This is a genomic window from Maribacter stanieri (assembly GCF_900112245.1).
GTDB classification, from domain to species: domain Bacteria; phylum Bacteroidota; class Bacteroidia; order Flavobacteriales; family Flavobacteriaceae; genus Maribacter; species Maribacter stanieri.
Genome location: NZ_FOYX01000002.1, coordinates 540,564 through 555,597, shown reverse-complemented (window position 1 = coordinate 555,597; position 15,034 = coordinate 540,564). Strand labels below are relative to the sequence as shown.

The window sequence follows — 15,034 nt, the reverse complement described above, 5'->3', positions numbered from 1 at the left end:
ATTATACTTGTTTATTTAGTTGGATTTTCTCTTGTTTAAACTCTTTTGTAACGGTCTTTTTAGGTTTGACCAATTCATCTTCAAATAGCATACGAACAGATGGAGTGTAAGAATCATCGTATTGTCCTTGTTTTACAGACACGATAAAGGCAATGAAAAAGATAATCGCCACAACTAGACTAATAGCTAGTAAAACATAAATAACACTCATACCTACCTGAATTATTCGGTAAAAATAAGTGGGTTGTATACCTTAGAAAATGACAAATGTCATACTTTAAAATTTTTCTTAAAAAACTTAAATATATTAGATGATAGGGTAATCAGTGATAGGTTTTATTATGTTGTAAATGAGCTATTTAAAATAATATTCACAGTGAAGAATAATATTCCGATTATGTTAAAATATATGATTTATATTTTTGTGATAAGATGAATGTAAGTCGCAGAATAAGTTAGTCCTAATCAAATTTTTACTTGAATTAGTATTCATCAGATTACGGCAATTTTCTACCAAGTAGGTTGGTCATAATCGTAGTGAAAACAACAATACTGATAGAGCTTAATGGCATGAGTATCGCCGCAATAACAGGCTCTAATTGTCCAGTAATCGCAAAATAAAGTCCTACACAATTATATAGCAGCGATAGCATAAAGCTCATTTTAATAATACGTATTGCTTTCTTTGAAGCCAAAATATAACTGTATAACTGTTTAAATTTTGTAGCATCTAAAATAGCATCGCAGGCAGGGGAGAAGACATTAATGTTTTCTGATATGGCTATACCTACATTGCTTTGTGCCAGCGCTCCTGCATCGTTTAATCCGTCGCCCACCATTAGTACTTTTTTTCCTTGATCTTGTAACGTTTTTATGAACTTTAATTTCGTTTCAGGTTTCTGATTAAAGTAGAGTGGAGTCAATTTTGGTAACAATGCCTCTAGTCGCTCTTTTTCTCCTTCATTATCACCAGAAAGTATCGCCAAATTTAGCGTTTCAGACATCTCTTTGAAAACAGATGAGAGTCCGTCACGATATTGATTTTGAAAAACATATCTACCTTTATAGTCATTATTAGAACTGATATAGATAGAAGTGTCAAGCACATTATCTGTATTGGCTTTACCAACAAAATTGGCAGAACCAATTTTCATATTTATGTCATCTTTAGAACTTTTTAATCCCTTTCCAACATGTTCTTCATATTCATCTAAGGTTATGATATTCTGTTCTTTAAGTAGATCATATAAAGATCTGCTTAAAGGGTGGTTAGAAGCTCTAATGGTATTTTTTAAGATAGATTCCTCCTCAGGGGTCAAAGGCATTCCTTCGTAGTGCGCTGTACTTTTTTGCGTAGTTGTGATTGTTCCTGTTTTATCAAAAACTGCAGTATCAATTTTTGCTAATTGTTCTATGGTCTGCGTGTTTTTAATGTAGAATTTTTTCTTGCCAAAAATGCGAAGCATATTGCCCAATGTAAATGGTGATGCCAATGCTATAGCACATGGGCAGGCAATTATTAATACCGCCGTAAAAACGTTCAAAGCTTTAGATGGGTCGTAAAATAACCAGAATGTAGTAGCAGTAAAGGCTATTGAAAGTACTGTGATAGTAAAGCGTCTGCCAATGCTGTCGGTTAGATTTTGAAAGGCATTTGCTTTATCCGTCTTAAAAACGGCATTGCCCCATAATTGGGTCAAATAACTTTGCGAGACAGATTTTAGGGCAATCATTTCGATAACTCCGTTTAGTTGCTTTCCACCAGCAAATATTTGTTCACCGGTATTTTTTGATACGGGTTCAGATTCTCCAGAAACAAAACTGTAGTCTATTTGTGCATTACCGTATACCAATGTACCGTCTACGGGAATCATTTCTTCATTTCGTATAAGTATTCTATCACCTTTTACAATTTCTTGTACAGGAACCGTTTCTTCTTTACCACTAGTATTTAATCTTGTAATTGCAATGGGGAAGTATGACTTATAATCGCGTTCAAAAGATAAAAAGCTGTAGGTTCTTTGTTGAAAGAATTTACCTAGTAAAAGAAAGAAAACCAATCCTGTTAGGGAATCAAAAAAACCACTTCCTAAATCAAAAGTAATATCAAAAGTACTTCTTAGAAAAAGTACTAGAATACCAAGGGCTATGGGTACATCTATGTTTAAAAGTTTTGCGCGTAGTCCTTTATAGGCAGAAACAAAATAATCCCATCCTGCATAGAAAACTACCGGTAGTGAAAATATGAACATCATCCATCTAAATAGATTTTGATATTTATTCAGCCAAAATTCACCACCCGATGCCGCGCTTGATCCTAAATCAAAATACTCAGGAAATGAAAGAAACATAACATTGCCAAAAGCGAAACCGGCAACGCCTAATTTATAAATGAGGCTTCTGTCTATAACCTTCTTTTTACCATCAAAATCTTCTAACGAAATATAAGGCTCATATCCAATTTTTGCTAAAAGCAAGACTAAGTTTTTTAAGCTGAAACCCTCTTGCTTATAGGTGATACGTATTGTTTTCTTGGGGAAATCTACTTGAGAATTGGTAACATGGCTGTTCAGCTTATTTAAATTCTCTAGAATCCAAATACAGGAACTACAGTGTATAGTGGGTATATAAAGGTTAATGATTTGAATGTTGCCATCATTGAACTCCGTTAGTTTAGAAATGATTTCTTCATTATCCAGAAAATCATATTTTCCTTCTATAGCTTTTGGGGTAGTACCTGCCGCCGCTTGTAGTTCATAATAATGAGACAAGTCGTTACTGGAAAAAATTTCATAGACAGTTTTACAACCGGCACAACAGAACGATTTTTCATCAAATGTTATGAGTTGTCTTTCACAAGGATCGCCGCAATGGTAACAATTAGTAGCCTGCATAAATTTAAACTAATAAGTATGGCAAAGGTGAAAATCATACACAATCTAAAACATGATAATTGTCAGTTAATACATTCGCAGGCTTGTTTATTTTTGGCGGATAATAAATAATATTGCCATGGAACATAGATGTGAAAATTGTATCATTAGACAGTTTAATTCACTCCGTGCGTTAAATAAAGACGAGTTAAAAAAAGTCTCAGATTCTAAAATTTCTAAGATAATAAAAAAGGGAGATGCTTTATTTACGGAAGGGCAGAAACTTGATGGGGTATTTTGTGTACGCAATGGCGTATCTAAATTATCTAAATTGAGTAGTAATGGTAAAGAGCAGATTGTAAAATTGACCAATAGGGGAGAGATTATGGGGCAGCGCTCTGTAATTGCAGAAGATTTCACCAATTTAAGTGCAACTGCTATTAGTGAAATGGAAGTATGTTTTATACCAAAAGAAACCATCTCTAATATCTTAAATACAAATCCGTATTTTTCATTAGAAGTACTTAGACACTTGGCTCATGACTTAAAAGAAGCCGATGATGTTATTGTAAATATGTCTCAGAAAACCGTAAAGCAGCGTTTGGCTGAAGCTTTCATTTATTTGAAGAATAATTATGGGGAAGATGTGAACGGATTTCTTTCACTAACATTAAGTAGGGATGATTATGCAAATATTGTTGGGGCGGCAACCGAGTCTCTAATTCGTATGATTTCTGAATTCAAGAAAAAAGGACTTATTAAGACCGATGGTAAGAAAATAGGGATAGTACAAGATTGTACGCTGCAAGAACTTGCCGACGGATTTTAAATAATTTACTATTCTGATAAATGTCATAGTTTCAGTTCTATAGTGAGCCTACATTTATCATTCAAATGATTTACCTCATTCATGAGAAATATTTTAATACCAACCGATTTTTCAACAGCTGCTTGGAATGCAACTAAATACGCATTACAACTATTTGCAGAATCTAAGTGTGTGTTTCACTTTCTTAATGCATATACACCAGAATTATATAGTAACCGTTTAATGGCAGGTAGAATAGCTGAAACTTCTAAAACGTGTTCAGCCCAATTAGCCTCAGAAAAAGGATTGCAAAAAACAATAAAAAGAATTAAAAAAGAATACAATAACCCGCTTCATACCTATAAGTCGATTTCAACTTTTTCTATGTTAATAGATGAGGTTAGAGAAGTGGTTGTGCAACAACACATAGATTTTGTTGTAATGAGTGCTAGTGGTGCTGCAGACGATGATTCCATTTTTTTAGGAAGAAATACAGTTCGTATTTTAAATAATGTAGACAAATGCCCCGTTTTAGTAATACCTGCAGCGGTGCAATTTACATATTTGCAACATATTTCATTAGTATCGGAACACAATCATTTATTCAATAATGATGAATTAAACCCCGTGGCAAAACTGGCAAAAGAATTTAATTGTTCAGTTGAAATTGCAAGCTTGCAAAATGCAATTTCCCCAAGATCAGACTTACAACAACTAAATCACGTAACTATAGGTAGTTCATTACGTAATATTGTTCATAAGATTCAGGCTTTAAATATGGACACTACCTTAACAACTACTTTAAAGAAGTATGTTGATCAAACTAATTGCCAATTAATTGTACTGCCCAATGGTGCTAATAGTTATTTAAGAAATTTATGTAATGATTTTATTGTAGGTAAATCCACATTTTGCTGTAACCTACCAATGTTATCATTGCAATTAAGTGAGAATAACATAAGTGTGAGTCAGTAAATAAAGGTCTGAAAAGGTTTTGTTGTATTTATAATCACAAAATTTTACATATTAGTTTGTGTTAAGGGTAATCCTATCAATTTATTCTAAATATCTTTAACACCAAATAAACCTTAATACATACTAAAGTGAGCGCAGTAAACGAGAAAAAAGTAGCGGCATTAGAAGCTGTAAAATATATTAAATCTGGAATGACAGTTGGTTTAGGTACCGGTTCTACTGCATTTTTTATGATTGAGGCTATTGGCGAAATGGTTAAGAACGGTTTGGAGATAAAAGCCGTTGCAACATCTGAAGCGACTAAAAAATCAGCTACTAATCTTGGTATAAATGTAATTACGTTAGCAGAAGCAAAAAGGCTAGATGTTACAATTGATGGGGCAGATGAGGTAGATGAAGACTTTCAATTGATAAAAGGTGGCGGCGGCGCTTTATTACGAGAAAAGATAGTGGCACATAATTCAGATTTGAATATTATCATTGCCGATTCCTCTAAAAGTGTATCTCGCCTTGGTAAGTTTAAATTGCCCATAGAAACTATACCATTTGCTACACAACTTATCATCAAAGAGCTTAATGAAATGGGATTAAAACCTGTTCAACGTATGAACGGTGATGAAGATTATAAAACCGATGAGAATAACGATATTGTAGATATTGATATTTGGGATACCAATATTAAACTGTCGGATTTAGAACAACAATTAAAAGCAATACCCGGTATTGTAGAAACCGGCTTGTTTTTGACATCGACCAATTTGGTTATTATTGGAAAAGGAGAGCAAGCAACTACATCGAAAAAATAAACTATGCAAGACGAGAAACATTATGGTACTAGAAGCGGATGGTTACGTGCAGCCGTTTTAGGGGCTAATGATGGTATTTTGTCAACAGCAAGTTTGGTAATAGGTGTTGCCGCGGCAAGTACGACCAGAGAGCCCGTTATTTTAGCGGGAGTGGCAGGCTTGGTAGCAGGTGCCTTATCAATGGCTGCAGGTGAATATGTATCTGTAAGCTCACAAGAAGATTTAGAAAAAGCCGATCTAGCTCGAGAAATGATAGAGCTAGAAGAAATGCCAGAGGAAGAACTCAAAGAACTGGCTAAGATTTATGAAGAGCGTGGTTTAGATGCTAATTTGGCGTTGCAAGTTGCAGAGCAATTAACTGCTCATGATGCTCTGGGTGCCCATGCTAGAGATGAGTTGGGCATAAACGATATTACACAAGCTAATCCGTTATTGGCGGCATTATCATCTGGTGGAGCTTTTGTTTTCGGCGGATTATTACCTGTTCTTGTAGCCTATTTTGGTCCGCTGGAACAGATGGAATATGTGCAGTATGGTTTTGCGGTAGTATTCTTGGCAGTTTTAGGGGCAATTGCGGCTAAAGCGGGCGGTTCTAATATCTGGAAGGCAGTATTAAGAATTAGCTTTTGGGGTACGGTAGCCATGGCAATTACGGCACTAATTGGTCATCTGTTCGAGGTTAATCTAGCGTAATTACCTTTTAGTTACAGGAGCAGCAATTTCATTGAATTCTTGCTTTGAAAAATTTCCTTTAAGAACCTCCTTTAAAAAATCACTTATCAATTCTGGAAAATCAAAACCTAGGGAGGCCCATTCATGTCCGCCATTTTCATTATAAAACACGCTGAAGTTTCCGCCAATATCAGATAATCGTTCTGCAATAGCTTTAGGTCCGTTAATTCGTAAATAGCCCGTTTCATTAGAACTGCAAAATCGATGTGGATTAGTATCTATGGGAATAATAGAATCTTTGACCCCATGAAGAAATAGTAATGGCACTTTATTGCTATTATCAATATAGTTCTCGTCTAAAACCGCGCCCGATAAAGCAACTGCTCCGGCTATTTCTGCATTAGGATAAGGCAGGTTTTTAAAGCGATAGTCATAACGCATAAATTGAAAATTTAAAATGGTTTCAGCACCGGCACTGCTGCCTATCAAAAATATTTTGGTAGGGTCTGCCTTAAAAGGCAATGAATCTTTAGTTAAGTAATTTATGGCCTTAGAAAGATCTGCAACAGCTTCAACATAGGTATCAATTTTAATGGAAGCTGGGCAATCGCACCCAAAAGATTTTCCTTTTCTAGATAGCCGGTAATTAATAGAAGCCACATTAAATCCTTGCCTTGCTAAATAGGTGCTCAATCTTTTTTCATCACCCCCATTTCGTTGTCCGGCAGTGAATCCGCCACCATGTACTAAAACCACAGTAGGTTTCAATTCTAGGGTAGTGGAGGGTATACTATAAAAATCTAGCTTTAAGGTATCGGCGTAATTGTAGGTTTTCATCTGTACAGCATCGGGCGTGTTATTGGAGACTTGACAAAGCGTGGAGTTCCAAGTCAAAAATGTGCCAATTAATACGATGCATTTACAAAATAGAGAGAAAGATATGTTCGAAATCATATGGGGTATTGTAGCATTAAGGAGGGTAATAGGGGTAAACAGAATTAGGCTAAATCGTTAAAAATTAAGTATTCAGTAAACTTAACATTTTAAATATCGGGCTGTCTCCATTTATTATCAATCTTTTGTCAATATTAATATATGGGCAAATGTACTGCGTAAGTAGCTTACTTATAGTAATTAAAGGGCTAATGTGTAGAAAAGCATTGAAAAGATTATTTTCGAAAACCCTTTCGAAAGAGTACATATGATAACACATAGGTGATCTAGCGTTTAATACTTGAATACTACAGAATTATGTTGGGCAAATTATTTTAATTAGCGCCCGATATAAAGTATCTTTACGGAGATATTAGAAGTTTTAAAGTAAACACGAACCTGAAAAATAATCTAAAAATATAATGAACAAGGAACTAGATCAATTAGCAGCCGATAATATAAGGGCATTAGCTGTAGCGATGGTAGAAAAGGCAAACTCTGGACATCCAGGTGGGCCAATGGGAGGCGCAGATTACATGCACATTTTATATTCTGAATTTTTCAACTATGATCCTTCTGATATGAAATGGCCATTCCGTGACCGTTTTTTCATGGATGCTGGACACTTATCAACATTGATGTATGCGCAGTATTACCTATTGGGTAATTTCGAGAAGAATGATGTTGCTAATTTTAGACAATGGGGATCGGTAACACCGGGTCACCCAGAGGTTGATGTAGCAAGAGGTATAGAAAACACATCTGGTCCTTTAGGGCAAGGGCATACTATGGGAGTTGGTGCAGCGGTAGCGGCTAATTTTTTAAAGGCACGTTTTGGAGATTGGATGAACCATAAGATATATGGTTTCATTTCTGATGGTGGTGTACAAGAAGAAATTTCTCAAGGTGCAGGTAGAATTGCAGGTCATTTAGGTTTGAGCAATTTTATTATGTTCTACGATTCTAACGATGTTCAGTTATCATCTAAAACAGATGAGGTAACATCAGAAGATACGGCAAAGAAATATGAAGCATGGGGATGGAAAGTTGTAACCATTGATGGTCATGATCACGATCAAATAAGAAAAGCATTAACAGATGCCAATGCAGAAACAGATAAGCCAACGTTGATTATCGGTCAAACGATAATGGGTAAAGGTTGTGTAACTGCAGATGGTACTCCGTACGAAGGGTATACAGAATTGCATGGTAAGCCAATTGGCGATACAGGTGCAGATTATGAAAAGACCTTGGTAAACTTAGGTGCAGATGTAGCTAATCCTTTTGATATCTACGCTAAAGTAGAAGAGTATTACGAAGGTATTATCAATAAAAAGAAAGACGAAGCACAAGCTAAGAAAAGAGAAATTGATGCATGGCGTTCAGAGAATGCTGATTTATCTGCAAAATTAGATGGTTTCTTAGAAGGTAAATTACCTGAACTTGATTTTAGTTCAGTAGCACAAAAAGAAGGTCAGGCAACAAGAGCGGCATCATCTAACGTTTTAGCGTATTTAGCGCAGAATGTAGAGAATATGATCGTATCATCTGCAGATTTATCTAACAGTGATAAAACAGACGGTTTCTTAAAGAAAACACACATTTTAAAGAAAGGTGATTTCTCTGGAGCGTTTTTACAAGCAGGTGTAGCAGAATTAACAATGGCTACCATGGCAAATGGTATTGCATTGCACGGTGGGGTTATGGCAGTAGTTGCAACCTTCTTCGTATTTTCTGATTATATGAAGCCGGCAATACGTTTAAGTTGTATTCAAGAATTACCGGTGAAGTTTGTTTGGACACATGATGCCTTTAGAGTAGGTGAGGACGGACCAACACACCAACCAATAGAGCAAGAAGCACAAATACGTTTGTTAGAGAAATTAAAGAACCATAGCCACGAGCAAAGTTTTGTAGCATTGCGTCCTGCGGATTCTCAAGAAACCAATGTAGCTTGGAAAATGGCAATGGAAAACCAAAAAACGCCGACCGGACTTATTTTATCTCGTCAAGGGATAAAAGATCTTCCAGCGAAAAGTGGTAACCGTTACGAGGAAGCTTTAGGAGCTGAAAAAGGAGGATACTTAATACAAGAAGTAGCTGATCCAGATGTTATTTTGATCGCTAATGGTTCTGAAGTTGCAACTTTGGTAGCGGCGACTAAATTATTAGAAGAGAAAGAAGGTCTAAAAGTGAATATCGCTTCAATACCATCAGAAGGTATTTTTAGACAACAGTCTGAAGCTTACCAAGAAAAAGTGATTCCGCCAAACAAACCAGTTTTCGGACTTACGGCAGGTCTTCCTGTAAACTTGGAAGGTTTAGCAGGAGCAAACGGAAAAGTGTTTGGTTTAGAGCATTTTGGTTATTCTGCACCAGCAACTGTATTGGATGAGAAGTTCGGGTTCACCGGAGATCAAGTATACCAACAAGTAGTAGATTTTTTAAAGTAAATAGTATTTAGGGTTTGCCCTAAAGACATTCATAATAATTTTAAAATTAGAAAAAGATGAAATTTTTTATAGATACAGCAAATTTAGACGAGATTAAAGAAGCTCAGGATATGGGTATTTTAGATGGTGTTACAACTAACCCATCTTTAATGGCAAAAGAAGGCATTACTGGTGCTGATAACATTTTGGCACATTACAAGAAAATATGTGATGTTGTTGATGGTGACGTTAGTGCTGAGGTTATTTCTACCGATTATGAAGGTATGATAGCAGAAGGCGAGAAGTTGGTTAAAATTAGCCCACAAATCGTTATTAAGGTACCTATGATCAAAGAAGGTGTAAAGGCAATTAAGTACTTCTCTGATAAGGGATATAGAACTAACTGTACTTTGGTATTTTCTTCTGGTCAAGCATTATTGGCCGCTAAAGCAGGTGCAACGTATGTATCTCCTTTTATTGGTCGTTTAGATGATATCTCTACAGACGGTTTAGGGTTGATTGCTGATATTCGTTTAATCTATGATAACTACGGTTACGAAACTCAAATTCTTGCAGCATCTGTACGTCACGTAATGCATATTATTGATTGTGCTAAAATTGGTGCTGATGTTATGACAGGTGGTTTAGGTTCAATTGTTGGACTTTTAAAGCACCCATTAACTGATAGCGGTTTAGAGAAATTCTTAGCTGATTACAATAAGGGTAACTAAATCGTAAGATTTAGGCTATTGATATACAAAACCATCACTGAAAAGTGATGGTTTTTTTGTGTTAAATTAGTGCTTCTAAAAAACGACCAAACTTACTAAAGGTACATCTATTAAAATATTGAAAAGAAAATGAGAAAGAATATAATTTTTTTTATAATAACTGCTAAATTTTTATTGATTTCCAGTTGTGGAGGCGATAATGTTGATAATGAAGAGGTTATAGTAACCCCTACTAATCAAGCTCCAAATACATTCTTACTTTTGACTGTAAACGACCAATCAAAAAATATAGACTTAAAGCCTACATTAACTTGGGATGCGTCAACAGATCCAGATAATGACCCCATCAGTTACGATTTATTATTAGACAATAATTCTAATCCTAATACAATAATCGCATCCAATATAGAAGGAACTAAATTTACATTTGACTCCTTCCTACAATCCGAAGAAGTTTATTACTGGAAAGTAATAGCTAATGATGGTAATGGCAATTCTACTGAAAGCAGTGTTTTTAGTTTTACTACCATCGATTTATTTACAATTACAGATGTAACAACAGATTTATTGAGCCCTGTAGGATTAGCATTTAATGGTGATGATTTATATTACTCTGAAGTAGATGGTTACAAAGTATCAAAAGTCAATGTTTCTGAGGAAAACCCTATCGCAACAGATGTGTTAACGGAATTAATTACTGGCAGATTAGCTTTCTCTGGCAGCGAATTATATATTTCTCAGCCTCAAGCTAATCTACTCTCTAAAACTGATATATCAGTCGCAACGCCTATCATAAGTCCCGTAATCCTAGGAAGTAATGGTCCTACAGCATTAGCTTTTAATGGAAATGAATTATATGTGGCAGCGCCGGACGTAAATAAAATTAGAAAACTTAATATTTCATCTACAACACCTGCGTTTATAGATGTACTTCAATTGGAATTTGGTCCTCGCCCCGATGGTTTATTACTCAATGGTAATGATTTGTATATTGCTTTAAGAGTTGGTAACAAAATTGTTAAAATTGATATTTCGGAAAAAGAGCCTGTATTAATAAATGTAGCCACTGGATTATCTGGTCCTACTGCATTAGCACTTGATGGAGATATACTATATATTGCTGAATATGAAGGAAATAAGATTTCAAAAATTGATGTTTCATCTAATTCAACTACTGTAACAGATGTAAAATCAGGGTTATCTGGGCCAAGAGAATTAGCACTTTATGGTAATGAACTATATATTGCTGAATACGATGGCAATAGAATATCAAAAATTAATGTTCATTAATGGAAATGTTATTTACATTAAGAAAATTAATAACAGAATATTCTAAGTGGATAAGATTTTAGTTATATAAATAAAATATCTTCAACTATAGAAAAAAAAATACGAGCTCAATCGTTGTGGTTAATTTTGAAAAATGAACAGTTTACTAAAACAAATATCAGAGAAAGCAATTGACTTAGCTGATTTTGAGTTCACTCAAGAACAGATTGAAAATAAATGGTTAGGAGCTAAACCGACTGCTGAAACTGAAATAAAACTGATAGAAAAAAGACTCGGAATTGAATTTCCGAATGACTTTAAACAGTTTTTATCAATTACAAACGGATTTTCCGCGCCAAACGAAATAGAACTGACTTTCGAGCCAATTAACAAAATAGACTTCCTGAAAAATATTGACAGCCATATCATAGAAGCTTACAGTATTGAAGGAATTGAAAATATAGGAATGCAGCTTGAAAAAAGTATAGTTGTTGGAGGAATAAACGAAGAACAATACTTTCTGCTAATTCCCACAAATTCATCAAGCGATAAATGGAAATATTGGAAGTTTGCAAATTGGTTTCCTGGAGAAGAGGAGCATAAAAATTTGGAAGCTTATTTTAATGGAGTTTTGGGCTTTATGAATGAAGAAACTAAATAGGAATAAAAAACTAACCACAACAAAGTCTATAATTAATACGGACTTCGGGTTTTACGACAAGGTCTGTGTATATTTATGAAGTCGCTAAATCTTTGGAATTTTGCTTTCGAACAAAAAAAGAAAAAACTAAACAATAAGCTTTAGCTTCGTGCACAGACGGAAACGAAAATGTTTCCTTACCTCCGCACTACGCTTAGCTAAAACGTTGGCAACAAATAAATATAGCTATGAAAAAATCAACTTTAACGAATTTGGTTGCAATTTTACTGTGTTGTTTATCAACTCAATTACAAGGTCAAGAATCTTGGATTGACACTTCTATTCATAGTGGATTAATAGAATTGAAAACAGAGTACACTTTTAAAACCTTGGTTTCAAATGATTCAATTAAAACCACAACAGAAACTCTTAAGAACCTTAACAATGCTAAACTTTATTTTGACAAAATTTTTCAAACAGATTTAGACTTTGCTGTTTTATTCATTGAAAATAAAGAGTGGAGTAAGTACGCATATTTCCCACCACCTGGTTTACCTCAAGCTGGGAATGGAAATGTAATACTTGGATTAGATAAGTCTGTTGTTTCGCGAGAAATAGAAAAAATGGTTACTCAGTTACCTGAACAATATTGGACTTCATTAAAGCCTGTTTACGGAGAGAATATTGATTTGGACCTCTTTTACCGAGAGACATTATCAATTCACGAATTAGCACATCTTTATCATTTTAAAGAAGGGACTAAACCGCAAAGAAAGTGGTTACAAGAATTATTTGCCACATTGAGTATGTATTCTTTTATAAAAGAGCAATCTAATTCTTCTTATGAATTAATGGATACCTATCCAGAATTTGTAATACAATCTGGAGATAGAATGGCTGAATTTAAAACACTCAAAGATTTTGAAGAAAAATATGTTCAAAAACTAACGCCTCAAAACTATGAATGGTATCAAATGCAACTCTATCAAAACGCAAAGTCAATAATTAATTCCGGTAAAAGCGATATTTTAATAAAGCTTCTCAATTTTTTAATTAACACAGATTTAAACAAAAATGAAATACTTTCTGATTCGGAATTATCAACTCGTTTAGAAAAAGAGGTTGGTAAAGAAATAGCTGTTATCTTGACAAATTGGAAACATAAATAACTGTTGCCAACAACGTGTTTAATTCATTGCTAGTACTTGCTTACTTACGAAAATCCTCGCAGATTTTCTATTCGGTTTTTTTGTGTTAAATTATGTGCTTAAACCACGCATTAAACCAAATATAAACACGTTGCGCGTCATTTGACAAAACTAATCAACAGAATAATCACGATTAATGAAAATCAAATCATTTAGAATATCAATATTAACTTTATTTATATTACTTCTATCTTGTACAACTAAAGTTAAAGAGGATTATAGTCTTGATAGTAGTTTAAATGAATTGATTGAAAACTTCGATGGTGATGCTCATTTATACGCAGAAAATCTCACAACTGGACAAGTTATAGATATTAATGCAAGTAGTGTTCATAATGCAGCAAGTGAAGCAAAAATTTACATTTTACTTACCTATGCCGAACAAGTTATTGATGGCACGATAGACCCAACAAGCCTAATAATACTAACTGAAAAAGACAAAGTTTATGGTTCAGGTGTGTTGCGTTTCGAAATACCTGGAAATCAAGTTTCATTATCGTTCGTTGCATATTTGATGATGTCCATTTCTGACAATGTTGCAACCAATATACTTTTAAGAGAAGTAGGAGGAATAGAAGCTGTTGATAAATTTTTGAAAAAAGTAGGTATTAATGACACCAAAGTAAAAGGGGAGGTTTTTAAAGGAGAATGGATTTCAACTTCGGCAAAGTCATTAGCAATTGCAGCTCAAATATTAGCTCGGCCAGAAGAATATGGTTATTCGATTAAAGCAGCTGATTTATGCAAAAGTATTATGCTAAAACATTATGAGGATAATGGATTTGCTCGTCACTTGCCTTGGAGTCCATTTGTGGAAGAAGTCACAACTATGGAAGCATTTGGAAAATACAAACCAATATATGCCGGAATTGAATTGTACGGCAAAGCAGGATATACGCCAGGTTATAGAGGAGATGTTGCTTATGTCAAAACATCTAAAAGTGAATATATTATCGGACTAAAATGCACCAATGTGGATGATTCAAAACCGCTTAATTCGACGAATGCAGGATTTGAATTTTCAGCAGAAATTGGTAGACTTTTTTATGATTATTGGGGCAAAGAAGAAATAGACAAAAGAGAATAAAAACAAACGCACAACAATGGCTATAAGTAATTGCAAGTACACAACAAGTTAACCGCTAAACCACGCAATTACTCATAGCCCAGACCATTGTATGCCATATGAACAAACTATAATAGGACTTGATAATTGAAAAAAATAAACGTAAAAAAAGGAGCTGTTTTACAACGAAAAGGAGATATTAGTTCCAGGGTTTATCTTGTTGAAAGTGGTTTGTTGCGAAGCTATACAATTGATGAAAAAGGGAAAGAACATATATTTATGTTTGGTCCAGAACATTGGTTAGTTGCTGATAGTTGTGAACCCAATACACCTTGTCAATTATTTATAGATGCTATTGAAGACACTATTATAAATATTGCTTTAAAAGAGGATTTATTAAAAGAAGGTCCTGATTTAAATGCCTTGTTAAGAAGGTTAAATACTATGCAAAATAGGATTATAATGTTAATGAGTTCAAATGCAAAAGAAAGGTATGAGCATTTTATTAAAACGTATCCAAACATTATTCAAAGGGTTCCATTAAAAATGGTAGCTTCTTATTTAGGAATTACGCCTGAAGCTTTAAGTCGTGTCCGACATGATCTTTCTCTAGAAAAATAA

Annotated in this window: 14 protein-coding genes; 11 read left to right on the top strand and 3 right to left on the bottom strand. The window is 34.4% G+C overall.

The features are described 5' to 3' along the window. Position 1 precedes the first annotated feature (1 nt). Both ccoS and BM296_RS12920 read right to left on the bottom strand, forming a co-directional pair. The gene (gene ccoS, locus BM296_RS12925; protein WP_027067526.1) at positions 2 to 211 is read right to left on the bottom strand and encodes a cbb3-type cytochrome oxidase assembly protein CcoS; all 210 of its coding nucleotides are present in this window, start codon (positions 209 to 211) and stop codon (positions 2 to 4) included. A 286-nt stretch (positions 212 to 497) separates the two neighbouring features. Then, positions 498 to 2,894 carry a heavy metal translocating P-type ATPase gene (locus BM296_RS12920; protein ID WP_091903435.1) on the bottom strand — a complete coding sequence of 799 codons (2,397 nt, stop codon included), beginning with the start codon at positions 2,892 to 2,894 and terminating at the stop codon, positions 498 to 500. 118 nt (positions 2,895 to 3,012) lie between these two features. On the opposite strand from BM296_RS12920, the gene BM296_RS12915 reads away from it, so the two are divergent. From BM296_RS12915 to BM296_RS12900, 4 genes are all read left to right on the top strand, one after another. Further along, positions 3,013 to 3,702, top strand: coding sequence for a Crp/Fnr family transcriptional regulator (locus BM296_RS12915; RefSeq protein WP_091903432.1), 690 nt, complete (start codon positions 3,013 to 3,015; stop codon positions 3,700 to 3,702). Between the two features lie 81 nt (positions 3,703 to 3,783). Then, the gene (locus tag BM296_RS12910; RefSeq protein ID WP_091903430.1) at positions 3,784 to 4,656 is read left to right on the top strand and encodes a universal stress protein; all 873 of its coding nucleotides are present in this window, start codon (positions 3,784 to 3,786) and stop codon (positions 4,654 to 4,656) included. A gap of 128 nt (positions 4,657 to 4,784) precedes the next feature. Further along, the gene (gene rpiA / locus BM296_RS12905) at positions 4,785 to 5,462 is read left to right on the top strand and encodes a ribose-5-phosphate isomerase RpiA (RefSeq protein WP_091903428.1); all 678 of its coding nucleotides are present in this window, start codon (positions 4,785 to 4,787) and stop codon (positions 5,460 to 5,462) included. A 3-nt stretch (positions 5,463 to 5,465) separates the two neighbouring features. After that, a complete protein-coding gene (locus BM296_RS12900; protein ID WP_027067522.1) occupies positions 5,466 to 6,155 on the top strand; it encodes a VIT1/CCC1 transporter family protein in 690 nt (229 codons plus the stop codon). On the opposite strand, the gene BM296_RS12895 is transcribed toward BM296_RS12900, so the two are convergent. After that, positions 6,156 to 7,088: an alpha/beta hydrolase family protein gene (locus BM296_RS12895; RefSeq protein ID WP_091903426.1), complete on the bottom strand. Its 933-nt coding sequence runs from the start codon at positions 7,086 to 7,088 to the stop codon at positions 6,156 to 6,158. Positions 7,089 to 7,489: 401 nt separating this feature from the next. Between BM296_RS12895 and BM296_RS12890 the strand changes: the two genes are divergently transcribed. The 7 genes from BM296_RS12890 to BM296_RS12860 all read left to right on the top strand — a co-directional run bounded on the left by BM296_RS12890 (position 7,490) and on the right by BM296_RS12860 (position 15,034). Further along, the gene (locus BM296_RS12890; protein WP_091903424.1) at positions 7,490 to 9,520 is read left to right on the top strand and encodes a transketolase family protein; all 2,031 of its coding nucleotides are present in this window, start codon (positions 7,490 to 7,492) and stop codon (positions 9,518 to 9,520) included. 56 nt (positions 9,521 to 9,576) lie between these two features. Next, entirely contained in the window at positions 9,577 to 10,230 is a 654-nt protein-coding gene (gene fsa, locus BM296_RS12885; RefSeq protein ID WP_091903422.1) for a fructose-6-phosphate aldolase, read from the top strand. Between the two features lie 174 nt (positions 10,231 to 10,404). Further along, positions 10,405 to 11,520 carry a hypothetical protein gene (locus tag BM296_RS12880; RefSeq protein WP_143099070.1) on the top strand — a complete coding sequence of 372 codons (1,116 nt, stop codon included), beginning with the start codon at positions 10,405 to 10,407 and terminating at the stop codon, positions 11,518 to 11,520. A gap of 133 nt (positions 11,521 to 11,653) precedes the next feature. Next, the gene (locus BM296_RS12875) at positions 11,654 to 12,160 is read left to right on the top strand and encodes an SMI1/KNR4 family protein (protein WP_091903418.1); all 507 of its coding nucleotides are present in this window, start codon (positions 11,654 to 11,656) and stop codon (positions 12,158 to 12,160) included. A 227-nt stretch (positions 12,161 to 12,387) separates the two neighbouring features. After that, on the top strand, positions 12,388 to 13,308 hold the full coding sequence (locus tag BM296_RS12870) for a hypothetical protein (protein WP_091903416.1): 921 nt from the start codon (positions 12,388 to 12,390) through the stop codon (positions 13,306 to 13,308). 283 nt (positions 13,309 to 13,591) lie between these two features. After that, positions 13,592 to 14,434 carry a serine hydrolase gene (locus BM296_RS12865; RefSeq protein ID WP_177214959.1) on the top strand — a complete coding sequence of 281 codons (843 nt, stop codon included), beginning with the start codon at positions 13,592 to 13,594 and terminating at the stop codon, positions 14,432 to 14,434. A 126-nt stretch (positions 14,435 to 14,560) separates the two neighbouring features. Further along, a complete protein-coding gene (locus BM296_RS12860) occupies positions 14,561 to 15,034 on the top strand; it encodes a Crp/Fnr family transcriptional regulator (protein ID WP_091903412.1) in 474 nt (157 codons plus the stop codon).